The 17,784-nt window shown below is 34.0% G+C and carries 20 protein-coding genes; all 20 read right to left on the reverse strand.

Annotated elements, in window-relative coordinates:
* Positions 1-7 precede the first annotated feature (7 nt).
* The 20 genes from HMPREF2586_RS00470 to fdaB all read right to left on the reverse strand — a co-directional run bounded on the left by HMPREF2586_RS00470 (position 8) and on the right by fdaB (position 17,685).
* Entirely contained in the window at positions 8-547 is a 540-nt protein-coding gene (locus HMPREF2586_RS00470; protein ID WP_070657383.1) for a F0F1 ATP synthase subunit delta, read from the reverse strand.
* A complete protein-coding gene (locus HMPREF2586_RS00475; protein ID WP_026034759.1) occupies positions 547-1,074 on the reverse strand; it encodes a F0F1 ATP synthase subunit B in 528 nt (175 codons plus the stop codon). Before HMPREF2586_RS00475 ends, HMPREF2586_RS00470 begins: the two co-directional genes overlap by 1 nt.
* A 97-nt stretch (positions 1,075-1,171) precedes the next feature.
* Positions 1,172-1,378 (reverse strand): F0F1 ATP synthase subunit C, encoded by a 207-nt coding sequence (atpE, locus tag HMPREF2586_RS00480; RefSeq protein ID WP_002482721.1) that lies wholly within the window; start codon positions 1,376-1,378, stop codon positions 1,172-1,174.
* A 38-nt stretch (positions 1,379-1,416) separates the two neighbouring features.
* The gene (gene atpB, locus HMPREF2586_RS00485) at positions 1,417-2,139 is read right to left on the reverse strand and encodes a F0F1 ATP synthase subunit A (RefSeq protein ID WP_019468297.1); all 723 of its coding nucleotides are present in this window, start codon (positions 2,137-2,139) and stop codon (positions 1,417-1,419) included.
* A 27-nt stretch (positions 2,140-2,166) separates the two neighbouring features.
* Positions 2,167-2,517, reverse strand: a complete 351-nt coding sequence (locus HMPREF2586_RS00490; RefSeq protein WP_046207759.1) for an ATP synthase subunit I — start codon at positions 2,515-2,517, stop codon at positions 2,167-2,169.
* 155 nt (positions 2,518-2,672) lie between these two features.
* The gene (gene wecB, locus HMPREF2586_RS00495) at positions 2,673-3,803 is read right to left on the reverse strand and encodes a non-hydrolyzing UDP-N-acetylglucosamine 2-epimerase (RefSeq protein ID WP_046207758.1); all 1,131 of its coding nucleotides are present in this window, start codon (positions 3,801-3,803) and stop codon (positions 2,673-2,675) included.
* Between the two features lie 22 nt (positions 3,804-3,825).
* Positions 3,826-4,455 carry a uracil phosphoribosyltransferase gene (gene upp, locus HMPREF2586_RS00500; protein ID WP_019468295.1) on the reverse strand — a complete coding sequence of 210 codons (630 nt, stop codon included), beginning with the start codon at positions 4,453-4,455 and terminating at the stop codon, positions 3,826-3,828.
* 16 nt (positions 4,456-4,471) lie between these two features.
* Entirely contained in the window at positions 4,472-5,710 is a 1,239-nt protein-coding gene (gene glyA / locus HMPREF2586_RS00505) for a serine hydroxymethyltransferase (protein WP_046207757.1), read from the reverse strand.
* Positions 5,711-5,731: 21 nt separating this feature from the next.
* Positions 5,732-6,256: a TIGR01440 family protein gene (locus HMPREF2586_RS00510; protein WP_046207756.1), complete on the reverse strand. Its 525-nt coding sequence runs from the start codon at positions 6,254-6,256 to the stop codon at positions 5,732-5,734.
* Between the two features lie 144 nt (positions 6,257-6,400).
* Positions 6,401-6,823: a low molecular weight protein arginine phosphatase gene (locus HMPREF2586_RS00515; protein ID WP_046207755.1), complete on the reverse strand. Its 423-nt coding sequence runs from the start codon at positions 6,821-6,823 to the stop codon at positions 6,401-6,403.
* Entirely contained in the window at positions 6,820-7,863 is a 1,044-nt protein-coding gene (locus tag HMPREF2586_RS00520) for an L-threonylcarbamoyladenylate synthase (protein WP_070657385.1), read from the reverse strand. The genes HMPREF2586_RS00515 and HMPREF2586_RS00520 overlap by 4 nt, the downstream gene beginning before the upstream one ends.
* Before the next feature lie 95 nt (positions 7,864-7,958).
* Positions 7,959-8,795: a peptide chain release factor N(5)-glutamine methyltransferase gene (prmC, locus tag HMPREF2586_RS00525; RefSeq protein ID WP_070812585.1), complete on the reverse strand. Its 837-nt coding sequence runs from the start codon at positions 8,793-8,795 to the stop codon at positions 7,959-7,961.
* Positions 8,782-9,858 (reverse strand): peptide chain release factor 1, encoded by a 1,077-nt coding sequence (gene prfA, locus HMPREF2586_RS00530; protein ID WP_046207752.1) that lies wholly within the window; start codon positions 9,856-9,858, stop codon positions 8,782-8,784. Before prfA ends, prmC begins: the two co-directional genes overlap by 14 nt.
* A complete protein-coding gene (locus tag HMPREF2586_RS00535) occupies positions 9,858-10,457 on the reverse strand; it encodes a thymidine kinase (protein ID WP_046207751.1) in 600 nt (199 codons plus the stop codon). Before HMPREF2586_RS00535 ends, prfA begins: the two co-directional genes overlap by 1 nt.
* 202 nt (positions 10,458-10,659) lie before the next feature.
* Positions 10,660-10,917 carry a type B 50S ribosomal protein L31 gene (locus HMPREF2586_RS00540; RefSeq protein ID WP_019468287.1) on the reverse strand — a complete coding sequence of 86 codons (258 nt, stop codon included), beginning with the start codon at positions 10,915-10,917 and terminating at the stop codon, positions 10,660-10,662.
* Between the two features lie 133 nt (positions 10,918-11,050).
* Complete coding sequence (gene rho / locus HMPREF2586_RS00545; RefSeq protein ID WP_046207750.1) at positions 11,051-12,367, reverse strand: transcription termination factor Rho; 1,317 nt, start codon at positions 12,365-12,367, stop codon at positions 11,051-11,053.
* Between the two features lie 560 nt (positions 12,368-12,927).
* Positions 12,928-14,358, reverse strand: a complete 1,431-nt coding sequence (locus HMPREF2586_RS00550; RefSeq protein WP_046207749.1) for an aldehyde dehydrogenase family protein — start codon at positions 14,356-14,358, stop codon at positions 12,928-12,930.
* A 434-nt stretch (positions 14,359-14,792) separates the two neighbouring features.
* A complete protein-coding gene (locus HMPREF2586_RS00555) occupies positions 14,793-15,116 on the reverse strand; it encodes a winged helix-turn-helix transcriptional regulator (RefSeq protein ID WP_046207748.1) in 324 nt (107 codons plus the stop codon).
* Positions 15,117-15,203: 87 nt separating this feature from the next.
* A complete protein-coding gene (locus HMPREF2586_RS00560; protein ID WP_070039523.1) occupies positions 15,204-16,463 on the reverse strand; it encodes a UDP-N-acetylglucosamine 1-carboxyvinyltransferase in 1,260 nt (419 codons plus the stop codon).
* 361 nt (positions 16,464-16,824) lie between these two features.
* Positions 16,825-17,685 carry a class IIb fructose-bisphosphate aldolase FdaB gene (gene fdaB / locus HMPREF2586_RS00565; protein ID WP_046207746.1) on the reverse strand — a complete coding sequence of 287 codons (861 nt, stop codon included), beginning with the start codon at positions 17,683-17,685 and terminating at the stop codon, positions 16,825-16,827.
* Positions 17,686-17,784 lie beyond the last annotated feature (99 nt).

The following is a 17,784-nucleotide window of genomic DNA, read 5'->3' on the forward strand; positions in this document are numbered from 1 at the left end:
TCGATTTTTATTTCACTCTAATAAATTGCTTTTCAAGTTTGGCAAGATCATTATTAATACTTGCATCCATCACTTTCGTACCAACTTTAACTCGGATACCACCGATAAGATCTGGATTTATTTCATTTGTAATCATTAGTTTTGATAGTTTTGTGCGCGATCTAATAATTGAATCAATACTTGCTATTTCATCCTCAGATAGTTCATACACTGATTCAATAATCGCAAAGTCTTGATTGTGATACGCATTATATAAATTTTCAAAAGCTAAGAATATTTCATGAGTATATGTAAGGTGACGATTACTTGCAAGCACCATAAACATATTTTGTAAATATTGATGTGCGTGTCCAAAAATAATAGCAACAAAACGTTGGCGTTGTGCTACATCTTTTTGTGGGTCTGTATCTAATTCTTTTAATTTTCCTACTTCAGGTCGCACTGCTTCGTCAATTGTTGAAAACTCTTCATACATTTGATCAAGTAACGCTTTTTCTTTAGCAGTATCAAATAACGCTTTTGCATATTTTTTTGCTACATTAACCATTATTTATCGCCTGCCTCTTTAATGTACTTTTCAACTAATTCTTTTTGATCTTTTTCTGAAATTTCTTTTTGCAGTACTTTTGAAGCAATGAGTACGGAAAGCTCAGAAACCTGATTATTAATATCTGCAAGTGCGCGTTCTTTTTCACTGTTAATTTCATTTTGTGCTGTTTCAATCATACCATTAGCTCTAATATTGGCTTCATGAATAATTTCTTCGTGTTGTTTACGGGCTTGTATTTTAGATTCTTCTAAAATCTTATGAACCTCTTCTTGTGTTTCTTTTAGTGTTTGTTTGTTTTGTGCTTCTAATTTTTGAGCATTTAATTTAGCTTGTTCAGCATCGTCGATATCTTTATTGATATCGCGTTCACGTTTGTCCATTACTTCTTTAAGTGGGCCCCATGCAAACTTTTTCAAAAGTAAGAGTAATATGGCGAATGTAGCAATCGTAACAATGATTGTTCCCCATTGTACACCACCGCCACTAGCCGCACCTAGAACGAACATATTAGTCGTAGCAGTCACTTTCATAGACACTCCTTTCATCCAGTATAATCATAAGGTATTTTGATAAAAACGAACGGCGAGAGCCTAGAAGACTTCGCCATAAAGACTAGTTTACTTATAGTGACATGAAAGCGATAACTACACCTATAATTGGTAGCGCCTCAACTAATCCGATACCGATAAACATAATACCCATTAATTGACCACGTGCTTCTGGTTGACGAGCGACACCTTCTACTGTTCTTGAAACGATAAGACCATTACCAATACCTGCACCAAGTGCTGATAAGCCGATTGCGATTGCTGCTGCGATTAAATTCATTTAAAAATCCTCCTAATTTGTTCTTTTTATTTTTTAATTTAATGACTCTTTTGTACTTTATGTGACATATATACCATCGAAAGCATTACAAATATATATGCCTGAATCGTACCAATAAAAATTGAGAACCCTTGCCATACGATTAGGCCAGGTAATCCAATTAACCAACCCCATGCTGGGAAGTCGAATACTAAACCTGCTAATAATCCTAGTAATAATTCACCTGCAAAAATATTTCCGTAAAGTCGTAGTCCTAGCGTCAATGTTGAAGTGAACTCTTCAAACACATTGATAGGCAATAGGAATATCGGCTTTGTATAATTTTGAAAATACCCTTTAGTGCCAACCATTTTAACCCCATAATAATGTGTTAATAATATTATAAGCGTTGATAATGTTAATGTCACAGTTGGATCGGCTGTGGGAGATTTCCACCACAGGGTGTGTCCCGAAATTAATTGGAACGGTAAACCGAGCATATTACTAACAAATATGAAAAAGATTAATGTAACGGCTAAGAAATGGAACTGACCGCCTTTTGACCAAGCCATGTTACTTTCGATAATCCCTCTTACGAAATCAAAAACCCACTCGATAAAGTTTTGTTTGCCTGTTGGACGTTTCTTGAGGTTACGTGTACAAATAATAGCTATTACAAAAACAATAAACGCCGTAATCAACATCATCATAATCGATGATAGATTAAACACGATGTCTAGACCGAACACATTCCAACTGACTAGAGGGTCTTTATGATCCATGCTTTCTCACCTCTTTCATTATAAAATTTATTTCTTGTGTAAAAATGGTTTGAAAACAATTAAAACATAAGAAATCATTAAACCAACAACTACTCCAAAAATGTTTATATGGTCCTTATAAAAATACCATGTCGTACAAGCTAATATCACAACCAAATATCTCCAAATGTTGCCCGTTGAAATATGTATGTTATCCTTTTCTTTTGCTTCCGCCAAATAATATTCAAAAGTAAAAGTATTGATTAGCGATCCGATCATTCCAATTATAAGACCTAATATAAATGCAGAGTATGTGAAAATAAACACAATTACAAGTACAATAATACAATATATATAGTATTGCATGTACTGTTTAAAAATGATGTTGAAACGTTTCATTTCAGTGCCTCGCTCCACCTTATCTTTCTTATATGAAAACCATTCCAATCATACAATTTTAATAATAATATAGGGTACTTTACGTGTCAATTCTATTCAAATTGTAATTCAATTTTTTACAAGAATGTCACAAAAATGACACATAAATACAAAAATTATTTGAAAGAAGAAGGTTTTTTATCAATTAAACCAAAAAAATATTTAATATTTTGACAAATTCTATATGATGCATTGCCGTCTCCGTATGGATTTTGAGCTGTACTCATGATCTCATACAAATTTTCGTTATCTAATAGTTCTTTTGTTGCTGCGAATATATTCTTTTCATTTGTGCCTACAATTTTTAATGTACCTGCCGCTACACCTTCTGGTCTTTCTGTAACATCCCTCAAAACGAGTACTGGTTTACCTAAAGAAGGCGCTTCTTCTTGTACACCACCAGAATCAGTTAAAATTAAATAAGACTGATGTGCAAAATTATGAAAATCAACAACTTCTAAGGGTTCTACAAGCTCAATTCTTGTGTGATTTGATAAATAATAATCTGCAATTTCTCTTACTTTAGGGTTTTTATGTATTGGGTAAACGACAACAACATCCTCGTATGCTTCGACGATATCTCGTACTGCTTTGAAAATATGTGCCATTGGTTCCCCAATATTTTCTCGTCTATGCGCAGTGAGTAGAATAATTCGTTTATCTTTGTGCTTGGCTATAATTTCTGATTGATAACCATTATGAATTGTCGTTTTCATTGCATCAATAGCAGTATTACCTGTTACGACAATTGAGTCTTCTGGTTTGTTTTCAGCAATCAAATTATTTGCAGCATTATTGGTAGGAGCAAAGTTTAAATCGGACATTACTCCTACCATTTGTCTATTCATTTCTTCAGGAAATGGAGCATATTTATTCCAAGTTCGCAAACCAGCTTCGACATGCCCGATTGGGACTTGATTATATAATGCTGCAAGACTTCCAGCAAATGTACTCATGGTATCACCATGAACAAGTATCATATCTGGTTTCGCTTCTTTTATAACATCCTCTAATCGTACGAGTATGCGTGAAGTTATATCAGACAATGATTGTCCCTGCTTCATAATGTTCAAATCATAATCAGGTGTGATGTCAAAGCTTTTCAACACAGAATCTAACATTTCTCTATGTTGTGCCGTCACTACAACGATTGGTTGTAATTCAGCGTCTTTCTCCAATTCTAAAACGAGTGGTGCCATTTTTATAGCTTCAGGCCGTGTCCCGAATACAGTCATAACTTTTTTCATACTACTCCACTCCTGGGTCAAACTATTTTGTACCGAATAAACGGTCACCAGCGTCACCTAATCCAGGTGTAATATAAGCATGGTCATCTAATTTCTCATCTAATGCTGCGATATAGATATCGACATCTTCATGTGCTTCTTGTAATTTTTCTACGCCTTCTGGTGCTGCAATTAGACACATAAATCTGATATGTTTGGCGCCACGTTTTTTAAGTGAATTAATCGCTTCAATTGCGGAAGCACCAGTCGCTAGCATTGGATCAACTACGACAATCTCTCTTTCTTCAATATCTTGTGGTAATTTCACAAAATACTCAACCGCTTCTAGCGTTTCAGGATCTCTGTATAAGCCAACATGACCTATTCTTGCTGCCGGCACAAGATTTAAGATACCTTGTGTCATGCCAAGACCTGCTCTTAAAATGGGAATAAATGCTAATTTCTTACCAGTTAAACGCTTAGCTATCATTTTAGTAACAGGCGTTTCAATTTCTACATCTTGTAACTCTAGATTTCTAGTCACTTCGTAAGCCATTAACATGCCTACTTCATCTACGAGTTCTCTAAATTCTTTTGTACCTGTATGTACATCTCTAATGTAACTTAATTTGTGTTGAATAAGTGGGTGATCAAAAACATGTACGTTGCCCATAATTACTTCCTCCAATTTAATTATATAAAGGATGTTTCGTAGTTAATGCTTTAACTCTTTCTTGTCCTTCTTTTAATGTTGTTTCGTTTTCAGGATCTTTTAACACTAAGCTTATAATTTTAGCTACTTCTTCAAATGCCGCTTCATCAAAACCACGTGTAGTAGCTGCTGGTGTACCAAGTCTTAAACCACTTGTTACAAAAGGTTTTTCTTGATCAAATGGTATTGTATTTTTATTACAAGTAATACCTATTGAGTCAAGGGCTTCTTCTGCTACTTTACCAGTAATATTGACTGATCCTTTTACATCTACGCATACTAGGTGATTATCAGTACCGCCAGATACTACTCTAAATCCTTCTTTATTTAGTGTATCAGCTAATACTTTTGCATTTTTAATAACTTGTTGCTGATATGTTTTAAAATCATCTTGTAGTGCTTCACCGAACGCTACTGCTTTGGCAGCAATAACATGTTCTAAAGGGCCACCTTGAATGCCTGGGAAGATTGTTTTGTCAATTTGCTTTTTGTATTCTTCTTTACATAAAATCATTCCACCACGAGGGCCACGTAATGTTTTATGTGTTGTTGTAGTTACAAAATCAGCATATTCTACTGGACTTGGGTGTAAGCCTGCAGCGACTAATCCAGCGATATGAGCCATATCTACCATCAATTTAGCGCCTACTTCATCAGCAATTTCTCTAAAACGTTTGAAGTCTATTGTTTTTGAGTATGCAGAAGCTCCAGCAACGATTAACTTAGGTTGGTGCGCTTTTGCTACTTTTAATACTTCGTCATAGTCTATTTGTTCGCTTTCTTTGTCGACACCATATTCGACAAAATTATAAAATTGACCACTAAAGTTTACTGGCGCACCATGAGTTAAGTGCCCACCATGACTTAAATTCATACCTAATACAGTATCTCCGTGTTCTAATGCCACGAGATAAACAGCCATATTTGCTTGTGAACCAGAATGTGGTTGAACGTTAACATGTTCTGCACCAAATAATTGCTTTGCTCTCTCAATAGCTAATGTTTCAGATACATCGACATATTCACAACCACCGTAATATCTTCTGTTCGGATAACCTTCAGCATACTTATTAGTTAATACTGAACCTTGAGCTTCCATAACTGCTTCCGACACAAAGTTTTCTGACGCAATTAACTCTATATTGTTATTTTGACGGTTGAACTCGTTTTGAATCACTTCATAAATTTCTTTATCTTGATCTTTAATAAATGACATTAGTAAACCCTCGTTTCTGTATTAGTTGTATTTTGCTCTTTCGCCACCAATTTTTTTAGGTCTTGAAGAAGCGATTGTAACAATTGCTTCGCCAATTTGCTTCACGCTTGTACGTTCGGGTATTGCTACATGTTTGATATGCATACCAATTAATGTTTGACCAATATCTATACCTTTCGGAACAGTTATAGTTTCAACCACCATAGGCGCTTCCATATGCTGATATGCATACGTAGCTAAACTACCTCCAGCATGGACATCGGGTACAACGGTTACTTCTTCCATCGTTGCGGGGTCGAAGTTAGCTTTTTCAATCGTAATTGCTCTATTGATATGTTCACAGCCTTGAAATACAAAAGAAACGCCTGTTTCCGTTTCAATCTCTTTTAATGCTTCAAATATATCTTTAGCTACTTCCATTGAACCGACGCTACCTATGCGTTCGCCAATCACTTCTGAAGTAGAACAACCTACAATACAAAGCTCATCCTTTTTAAAGAAAGATTTAGACTTTAGTTCATCTAACAATGCTCTTAAATCTTCCATATTAAACACCCCTTATTTATTTTGATAAAAAAGTAAGCCAAAATACATAAGTCCAATCTGGCAAATTTAATTGCTAGCACATTTGCTACACGTAATTATTATAACGTATTTAATGACTTACTCATACTAATTTCACATATTTATTTACTCTAATATTTTATTTTTTAATTTTTCAATCAATGAATTTAATTCATTATAAATTTCAATATAATCTGATTTAGTTCCTCCAAATGGGTCAGAAACATCATCACCATGCAATACATATTCACTTAAAGTAAATATATGTGTATTTACGCCATACGTTTGTTTAATCGCATCTCTATGACTCCTTGACATTGTCAAAATAAGATCTGCATGCATGTCCATCTCAGTGAATTGTTGCGCATTGTCAGGTATTGGCAATTGTTTTTCTTTTAAGATAGCGCGCGTATGTTCTGAGGTAGGTGCGCCATCTAATGCAAATAAACCACGCGAAGCAACTTCGATGTCAGGTATTTTAGCTTTTGCAATACTTTCTGCCATTGGACTTCTACAAGTATTACCAGTACAAACAAAAACGATTTTCATAATTTTTCTCCTTTAACGACGGTAAAGTTTGCCGCCTTTTGCATTCGATTCATAATAGCAACTGCTTCGCCACTATTTTCAAATCCAAATATATAAGCTTCTTTTATCTTTTTATTTTTGTCTATATCGTGCAATATTTGATACAAATTATGGTTTGCCCCTTTAATATCTCTTTCATTTTCACACAGTGGAATGAAAGTTGCGTTTTTTGGAATATATTTACATTTATCTTTCGGGAATATAAACGCAACATCACTCCAATCTTTACATGAGGATGGTTGTTGATGAACGCCGTATACAATCGTTATTGGCGTATCTGGCGCATAATGTTTATATTTCATTCCGGGGGCTATAGGTTTTTCTTGATTTAAATCATCTTTTGCTGAAATAGAACCTGGCAAAACATTTTCAATCATCGACTTGGTGATAGATCCTGGACGAGCAATTTTAAATGGGTATTGCGTGCAATCTAACACGGTACTTTCTAAACCTTCTTCACTTTGATCACCATTAACAATACCATCAATGCTTTGGTTTAAATCATGATATACATGTTCAAACTTAGTTGGAGAAGGTCTACCACTTAAATTAGCGCTCGGTGCGGCAATCGGTATGTCTACAAACTCTAATATTTTTCTCCCAATCACATGACTTGGCATTCTAACCGCTATGGATGAAAGTCCACCACTTACACTTTCACATAAATATCCTTTTTTTAATGGTAAAATAAACGAAATTGGTCCTGGCCAAAATTGATTCATCAGTATTTCAACTTCTTGTGAAATATGCTTCGTAAATACATCTAGTTGCTTAACATTATGTATATGCACGATGAGTGGATTATCTGAAGGTCTACCTTTTGCAGCAAAAATATTTTTTATAGTTTGTTCATTTCTTGCATCACCACCTAAACCATATACAGTTTCAGTTGGTATAGCGATGAGTCCACCAGCTTCAAAAATATTTTTTATCTCATTAAAAGCATCTACATTTGCATCTTCTGTCACATGATTTCTTAAATCCCATATTTTTGTTTTCATTTATACTCACCCTTTCATCTTAATTTCAATTTTAAAACAAAATAAGAAGTTATGCACCTTCATGACATATCATGTTAGGTACACAACTTCTTAAATTACCATTTAAAAGAAACCATTCTATCATTATCATTAATATCTTTTATTATTTGGACACTTACAGCAGGATATTTTTTTTCAATTTTGCTTTTTAATATAGCTCCTTGTTTATAACCAATCTCAAACACAGCAATTGCATTAGGTAATAATACGTCTGGTAATTGATCTAAAATCTTTTCATAAACTTGAAAGCCGTTGTTTTCAGCAAACAAAGCACTCATAGGTTCATATTGTAAAACAGTATCATCCATTAAAGCTTTTTCGCTCTCAGCGATATAGGGGGGATTTGAAATCAATCCATTCACTTTAATATGCTTTTCTATTAATGGATTTAAGGTATCGCCTTGTAAAAATATAACATCTACATCATGATACTCAGCGTTTTCTTTTGCCACAGATAAGGCTTCATCATATAAATCTGTAGCTATAACATCCAAATTTTGATTCATTTTTTTTAGTAAAATAGGTATGTTACCACTACCTGTTCCAATATCTACAACCTTATCTCCCGATTTTACCAAATTATAAAAATGTAGTAATACTTCCTCGGTTTCTGGCCTTGGAATTAAACAATGCTCATTCACTTTAAATATTTCACCATAAAAAGTTTGCGTTCCTACAATATATTGAATCGGTTCGCCTTGTAACATCCTTGCTTCCGCATTATCAAACAACACGTTGTGTGCTTCCGTCATAACTTCATCTGCGTGTAGCAAATAATCTAATTTTTGCCATTGAAATAAATCAAGCATTAACCATTCAGCTCGTGTTACTTCAATACCTTTAATTTCGCATTTGTCTTGTGCGATTTTTAATCGTTCTCTATAATTCACCATCATTCAGTTCTTTCAATTTATCAGTTTGTTCAGCTAAAGTTAGTGCATCAATAATCTCATCTAACTTACCTTCCATAACTTGCTCTAATTTCTGCAATGTCAATCCAATACGATGATCCGTTACGCGACTCTGTGGATAATTGTATGTTCTAATTCTCTCTGAGCGATCACCTGAACCGACAGCTGATTTACGCTGTGCAGCATACTTTTGTTGTTCTTCTTGTAATTTCATATCAAATAAACGTGCTTTTAACACTTTCATTGCTTTTTCACGGTTTTGAATTTGAGATTTCTCAGATGATGTAGCAATGACACCTGTCGGTATATGTGTAATTCGAACGGCAGAATCAGTGGTATTTACGTGTTGTCCACCTGCACCACTAGAACGATATGTGTCTACTTTAATATCTTCATTTCGAATCTCTATCTCAACATCTTCAACTTCTGGTAATACGGCAACAGTAGCAGTAGATGTGTGAATACGTCCTCCAGACTCAGTTGCTGGTACACGTTGTACACGATGTGCACCATTTTCGTATTTCAATTTACTGTAAGCGCCTGTTCCTGAAACAGAGAAGCTAATCTCTTTGTAACCACCATGATCACTTTCAGTAGCTTCTACGATATCAGTTTTATAACTATGTGCTTCTGCATATCTAGAATACATTCTAAATAAATCACCAGCAAATATTGCAGCCTCATCCCCACCAGCTGCTGCACGAATTTCAACAATTACGTCTTTTTCATCGTTAGGGTCTTTTGGTATTAACAAGAATTTTAATTCTTCTTCCAGTTCTGGAATTTTTTGACTCAATTCTTGCTTTTCGTCTTTAAGCATTTCGACTTCTTCATCGTCTTTTGTTTCCTGTAACATATCATCTATTTCAGTTACATCTTCTTTAACCTGTTTATATTCACGATATACTTCTACTGTTTTTTGCAAATCAGCCTGTTCTTTTGAATATTTTCGTAAATTGTCTGGATTATTTACGACTTCAGGATCACTTAACATTTCATTTAATTGCTCGTATCTTTCCTCTACAATGTCTAATTGATCAAACACTACATTTCCTCCTTCTCATGATTACTTGGTGCAACAATATGATGTGCCCTACATCTAGGTTCATAGCTTTCGTTAGCGCCAACGAGAATCACTGGATCATCTATTTTTGCTGGATTACCATCAATTAATCGTTGTGTACGGCTTGATGACGAGCCACATACTGCACATACAGCTTGTAGTTTAGTCACTTCTTCACTTACTGCTAATAAATGAGGAATTGGTTCAAATGGTTCACCTCTGAAATCCATATCTAAACCTGCAGTAATCACTCTATGCCCCTTTTCAGCTAATTCTTCAACAATATGGACAATATTATTTTCGAAAAATTGAACTTCATCAATTGCTATAATATCAAAATTTGTTAAATCGTGTTTATAGATCTCAGCTGCTGTCGAGATATTAATTGCCTCAATTGCATTGCCGTTATGCGACACAATCTTATCTTTATGATAGCGATCATCTATTGCCGGTTTAAATACAACCACCTTTTGTTTAGCATATAGTCCACGTCTTAAACGACGAATTAATTCTTCAGATTTACCACTAAACATACTTCCAGTTATACATTCTATCCACCCGGAATGATAAGTTTCATTCATTATGCGTTCCACCCTTTTTCAAAACATAATCGGTTTATTATATCATATTTTCCATCTTAAAATATCAATTTCTCATAAGATATTTGTAATTTAATATGTAATCAAAGTGCTCTAACAACTGTGCAATTCTGTTCAAACCTTCACATCGTCCATGTTAAATAAAAAAGCATTCTCATAAAATGAGAATGCCTTATGACAACAATTATTCGTTGCTTGATTTGAATCCGAATTTCTTGTTGAAACGTTCCACACGACCATCCGCAGCAGCGAATTTTTGACGTCCTGTGTAAAATGGATGTGAATCAGATGAAATATCTAAACGAATAACTGGGTATTCATTTCCATCTTCCCATTCCATTGTTTCTGATGAAGATTTTGTTGAACCACTTAAGAATTTAAAGTCTGTAGTTGTATCTAAAAAGATAACTTTGTGGTATTCAGGATGAATATTTTGTTTCATTTTTTTCAGCTCCTTTGCCCTGAACCATCTGGAACAGAGTTGTTTGTGAGTTTTTTTACCCAATACTTGATAATTATAATTGTTATAAAACTAAAACGCAACCCTAAATCACATATTTAAATGTTAAGCTGCTTTAAATAATTGGCTTACCAGTTTTAGTACTTTCTTTGGCAGCTTGTTGCAATTGTTCAAAGAATTCTTGATTCGTTTTTGTACGTTTTAATTTTCTTACAAATCTTTCTGTGAAATCAAGTGAATCTGTGAACATGTTACGTAGTTGCCAAAGTGACTCTAAATCTTTTGGCGGTATTAGTAATTCTTCTTTACGTGTAGAACTTCGACCAATATCAATAGCTGGAAAGACACGGCGTTCAGCCAGTTTGCGATCAAGGTGTAATTCCATGTTTCCTGTCCCTTTAAATTCTTCATATATCATGTCATCCATACGTGATCCTGTATCTACTAAAGCAGTAGCTAATATCGTCATACTTCCACCAGCTTCAATATTTCTCGCAGCACCAAAGAATGCCTTAGGTTTGTGTAATGAAGCTGGATCTAAACCACCTGAAAGCGTGCGTCCGCTTGGCGGGATAACCAAGTTATATGCACGTGCAAGTCTTGTAATAGAATCCATAAGAATAATGACATCTTTACCTATTTCTACTAAACGCTTGGCACGTTCTAATAGTAATTCTGCTACTTTGACATGGTGCTGTGGTGGTTCATCAAATGTTGAATGAACGACTTCTGCTGATTCTACAGAACGCTCAATATCAGTTACTTCTTCTGGTCTTTCACCCACAAGTAGCACAAATAATTCTGCATCAGGTTTATTGCTTGCGATGGCATTTGCAATTTCTTTCAATAATGACGTTTTCCCAGCTTTTGGTGGGGCAACAATCAAACCACGTTGTCCTAAACCAATTGGCGTAATTAAATCCATAATACGTGTAGAATAATTTTCTTTTGTTGTTTCTAGCTTGATGCGCTCTTCTGGATATAATGGTGTTAATGCTTGGAAATGTGGTCTTTTCTTAACTTCTTCTGCATTCTCATCATTAACAAAATCTACTTGTAGCAAACCATAATACTTTTCATTATCCTTTGGTTTCCTTACTTTACCAGTTACTTTGTCGCCTCTTTTAATTTCAAAACGACGTATTTGGCTAGCAGAGATATAAATATCTTTTTCACCTTTTGAATAATTGACAGTCCTTAAGAAGCCATAACCATCTTGTTGGATATCATCTAAGATACCTTCCATATAATAGTTGCCATCTTTTTCCATCTGGGCTTCCATAATTGCAAGAACTAACTCTTTTTTATTTAATTTACTATAGTTTGTTAATTTCAGTGATTTTGCTTTTTGAGTGAGATCTTTAGTAGTGTAATTTTTATATAACTCGTGGAACGATTCGTACTGAGGTGATGTTCGTACTTTATCAGGCATTATCTTGCACCCATTTCATAAAAAAGTTTTAAATAACATAGAGGGCTACGCTATTTACCTTTATAACTATAGCAAATATTTTATTTAATTACAAAATGTATTTCAATTTTTGAAATTTATTAATACTGCTTTAAAGCTAATTAGTTAATAAAACAGTATGTTAAATTGTAATGCTTTAATTTATAATTCAAAATTTCTAAAAATAATTAGAGCTAAGCATAGGTATCTCTGGTTCAATCATTAACATCAATTGTCATTGAGAAATATAAAAACTGACCTTTGCATATCGTAATAGACTTATATTAGGAATTGGAGATTGTCGTTTCGTTAAGTAATTTAAGTTAAACATTCATTTTTGGCGATTTTATAATGTCCTTACACCGAAGAAATGGTGGTTATGAGAGGCTACAGGCTCAAATTATATCCTCACGCATGCATGTTAAAAATCGGAAGATTAAAAAATGACTAATCCATAAGCATACGGATTAGTCATTTTTAAGCTTGAGATTATTTGTCACAGTATATTTTTATTACAACTTATAATTTTATTTTGTATTAAATTACGCGTTAAAATAGCCTGCAATAGATTTAACTTCTAAGAATTCTTCTATGCCATAATCTCCCCATTCGCGTCCTAAACCTGATTGTTTATAGCCACCGAATGGTAAGTCTGGTTTTCGTCCAGCTTCATTTATTTCAACTGTTCCAGCCTCAATTGAACGCGCAACTTTATGCAGTTTTTCTTTGTCTTGTCCATATACATAACCAGCTAAGCCATATTTCGTATCATTTGCAATTTCAATTGCTTCGTCTAAATCGTTGTAAGTGATCACAGACATAACAGGACCGAAAATTTCTTCTTGTGCAATTGTCATATCATTTTCAACATTATTAAAAATAGTTGGTCTTGCAAAATAGCCTTTTTCCAAGTTTTCAGGTTTTCCAGGACCACCGTATAATAATTCGGCACCTTCTTCTACACCTTTATCAATATATGATTGAACTTGATCAAATTGTTTTTTACTAATAATTGGTCCTACTTGTGTACCTTCTTCACGAGGATCACCAACTTTAACTTGGCTAAATTTTTCTTTAACAGCTGTTAAGAATTCTTCTTTTATACTTGCTGGTACCAATGTTCTAGTCCCTGCAGTACAAACTTGTCCTGTATTATTGACGACTTTACCAGTTGCTGCACTTGCAGCACCATCAATATCAGCATCATCTAAAATAATATAAGGAGATTTACCTCCTAATTCTAATGATACTTTTTTGAAATCTTCAGCTGCTTTCTTCATAATGCTTGCGCCAGTTGGACCAGATCCAGTAAAGGACATCATTCTTACTTTTGGATGTTCACTTAGTGGATTTCCAACGCCTTGGCCATCACCATTCACTAAGTTAAATACACCTTTAGGTACGCCAACTTTATCAAATATTTCTGCTAAAATGATAGCTGCAAATGGTGTTTCTTCTGATGGTTTTAATACAACTGGGCTTCCTGCCGCAAAAGCTGCTGCTAATTTTAATGAAGTTTGGTTAGTTGGGAAATTCCATGGTGTAATTAATCCAGCAACACCAATTGCTTCCTTAACAACTAAATCGTCGCCACGTCTTTCTTCAAATTCAAAATTATCTAATGCATCTCGTGCAGCTTCAAAATGATTTAATCCCATTTGATAATGGACATTTTCAGATACTTTTAAAGGAGCTCCTAATTCGTCAGTTATTGCGTCAACAATATCATCTTTTCTATTTTTATATTCTTGAACAATTTTATCTAACAGTTCTTTTCTTTCTGCTACAGAACTTTGTCTAAATTCTAAATATACTTTATCTGCTGCTTCTACCGCTTTATTAACATCCTCTTTATTGCCTTTAGCAATTGTGCCTGCCACTTCTTCAGTTGCTGGGTTGATTACATCAAGTGTTTCTCCACTTGCACTTTCTACCCATTCTCCGTCGATATATTGTTTAGTGAAATTTCTCATCAATTATTCACTCCTTAATTTGTGTTCATGCTTTTATTCTAACCTAGATTTTTAATTTTAAAACATATCTGCTCATTCCAAATCATTGCAAACGTTGTTATTACAGGGTTTTACGCCTGAAATTTATGCATAGTTATAATAGCATTATTTTGTTATATATCAATTAGAAATAACATTTATATCCTTAAAATTTTGCTTTTTTTAGAATATTTAAACATACCATGACATGTCAATCGGCACATCCACTCTTAATCAACAAAATTATTTTAACACTACTAAAGGTTAGATGATTCGACAATAAATAAAAAAGCTATAAAGAAATCTTTAATTAAAGATTTCTTTATAGCTAATCTTAGTATGTTAAAAACAGACTAGATATAACAATCATATTCAAATAAAATATTACATGAAAATGTCAAATTAAAAAGTTAAAATCATTCGCTTTCTAACTCGATATATTCTTGGGCCCATTTTTCCATAGGAACCAATGCCGATGCTAAGGCATCACCTTTATCTGTAAGTTGATATAAAATGTTCATAGGACTAGTAGAAATAATTTTTTTCTCTACAAGTCCCCATTCATTAAGGTCTGTGAGCTTTATGCTAAGTGCACGAGGCGTAATTGTTTTCAAATCACGTTTCATATCAGAAAAATGAGCAGATTTTTCCGTGCACCTAGACAAGTAATTAATGATAAGACCGTTCCAACTTCTACCCACTATTTTAAAGGTCTCTTCTAGATAAGGGCAAACCTCCATGGTCATCACCTCATATCAATTATATTTCCCCACTGCATAAACTATAATTTACTTTATACATTCAGTATAATTATTATACCACATGTTTTATATTTTTTCAGTCCAAATGTCTGCTCCAAGTGATTTTAGTGTTTTAACAATATTAGTATAACCACGATAAATATGTTTTACATTATAAATTGTAGTAACACCTTCAGCTAATAAGCCAGCTACAATTAGACAAGCACCTGCACGTAAATCACTCGCGTATACTTCTGCGCCTGTTAATTTAGATGGTTTGATTGTTGCAGTACCATTATCTGATGTAATATTAGCACCCATATTTTTAAGTTCTTCGACATGCTTGAATCGAGCTGGATAGATTGTTTCAGTCACAAAAGAAACTCCATCAGCCATAAATAATAATGGCGTAATAGGTTGTTGTAAATCTGTAGCAAAACCTGGGTATACTAATGTTTTAATATCTACACTAGAATATGGTGTACTTCTCTTAATTGTTACACTATCATCACCAACATTTATGTTTACACCAAGTTCTTTCAACTTAACAGTTAATGGCTCAACATGGGTAGGGATAATATTATTAATCACAATATCTTCACCACAAGCTGCGGCAATACACATATAAGTTCCTGCTTCAATTCTATCTGGTATCACTTGATGATGTGATCCATGTAAATGCTCAACACCTTTTATTTTGATTGTACTTGTACCAGCACCTTTAATATTAGCGCCTAAACTTGTTAAGAAGTTAGCTACATCAACCACTTCTGGTTCTTTCGCTGCGTTTTCAATTACAGTTTGTCCTTCAGCTCGTACTGCTGCCAACATAATATTAATCGTTGCACCTACACTAACGATATCTAAAAATATATTAGCACCTGTTAAACGATCAGCTTCAATTTTCATAGATGTTTCACTGGATTCATCAACATGCGCTCCTAATGCTTTAAAACCCTTGATGTGTTGATCAATCGGTCGTGGACCTAATGGACAACCGCCAGGCAACCCAATTACACATTTTTTAAATCTACCTAACATTGCCCCCATCATATAATATGAAGCACGTAGTGATTCTACTTTATTATTAGGTAATGGAGCATTTTCAATTTCATTTGGATCAACTTCAAGTGTCGTGCCGTCTAGCTTTGCATCAATATTCAAATCACCTAATAAACTCACTAGCGTTTCAACATCTGAGATTTGTGGTAACCCTTCTATTGTAACTTTATCTTCCGCTAGAATTGTAGCTGGAATGATTGCTACAGCACTATTTTTTGCACCATGATTATTAACTTCACCTTTTAGTGTTTGACCGCCTCTAATTTTTATTACTTCTTGAGCCATTCGCTTGATCTCCTTTGCCTTTCAATCAGTATTTCAATTTAATTACATTATTTGCATTATAAAGTAAAAAAATGAAGTTTGCAAAACACACCAATGAAACAAAACTTTTTTAATTTTAAATTATGTATTGCTTCACTTTTATGTATACTATAATGATATTTTTATTCCCGATTTAATAGGGTTCAAATCTTATTTATCTTATTTCTGTTTAAAATTTATGTTGATATTTCAATTTGCTTAATTTTAACGCTCATAGATTATAACATAAAAAAATAAGACTGCGACATTAAAAATTGTCACAGCCTTACCGATTGAATCATCAAGATTACTTTAAAATATGCATCTTTCTATTATAGGCAGATTATTTAGCTCTATTTGATGTACCAAACTCTTTAATTTTACCCACTACTGTTGTTTTAATCGCTTCACGTGCTGGTCCTAAATACTTACGAGGATCATACATTTCTTTATCATTGTCTAAAGCTTCACGTACTGCTTTTGCAGAAGCAATTTGATTTTCTGTATTAACATTGATTTTTGCAGTGCCAAATGGAATCGCTTTTTGAATATCTTTAGTTGGGATACCAGTTCCACCATGTAATACTAATGGTAAGCCAGTTGAAGCACCAATTTCTTCCATTTCTTTAAATCCTAATTTTGGTTCACCTTTATACGGTCCGTGAACTGAACCTAACGCTGGTGCTAAAGTATCAATACCTGTTCTTTCAACAAGCTCTTGACATTCTTTAGGATCTGCATAAATAACACCTTCAGCAACAACATCGTCTTCTTGTCCACCTACTGTACCTAATTCAGCTTCTACCGATACGCCATGTTCGTGAGCATATTCAACTACTTTTGATGTAATTGCTACGTTATCTTCAAATGACTCATGAGAAGCATCAATCATAACTGATGTAAATCCAGCATCGATAGCTTCTTTACATTTATCAAAACTTGAACCATGGTCTAAGTGAATTGCAACTGGAATCGAAATTTCTTTATCGTGCATTAATCCTTCTACCATTTTAACTACTGTATAGAATCCGCCCATATAACGTGCTGCACCTTCAGAAACTCCTAAAATAACTGGAGCATTTTCTTCTTGTGAAGCTTCCAATATCGCTTGTGTAAATTCTAAGTTATTTAAGTTGTATTGGCCAACCGCATAACCATTTTCTTTTGCATCGATTAACATTTCTTTCATTGAAACTAAAGGCATGAAAGTTCCTCCTTAGTGCATTGAGCACATATTTTTACAATTTAATTATATCAAAATCCCAAACAATTTGCATTCTTCTATTCATTTGTAAGCGTTTTT

Origin of the sequence: Staphylococcus sp. HMSC034G07, from assembly GCF_001835975.1 — a bacterium.
GTDB classification, from domain to species: Bacteria; Bacillota; Bacilli; order Staphylococcales; family Staphylococcaceae; genus Staphylococcus; species Staphylococcus ureilyticus.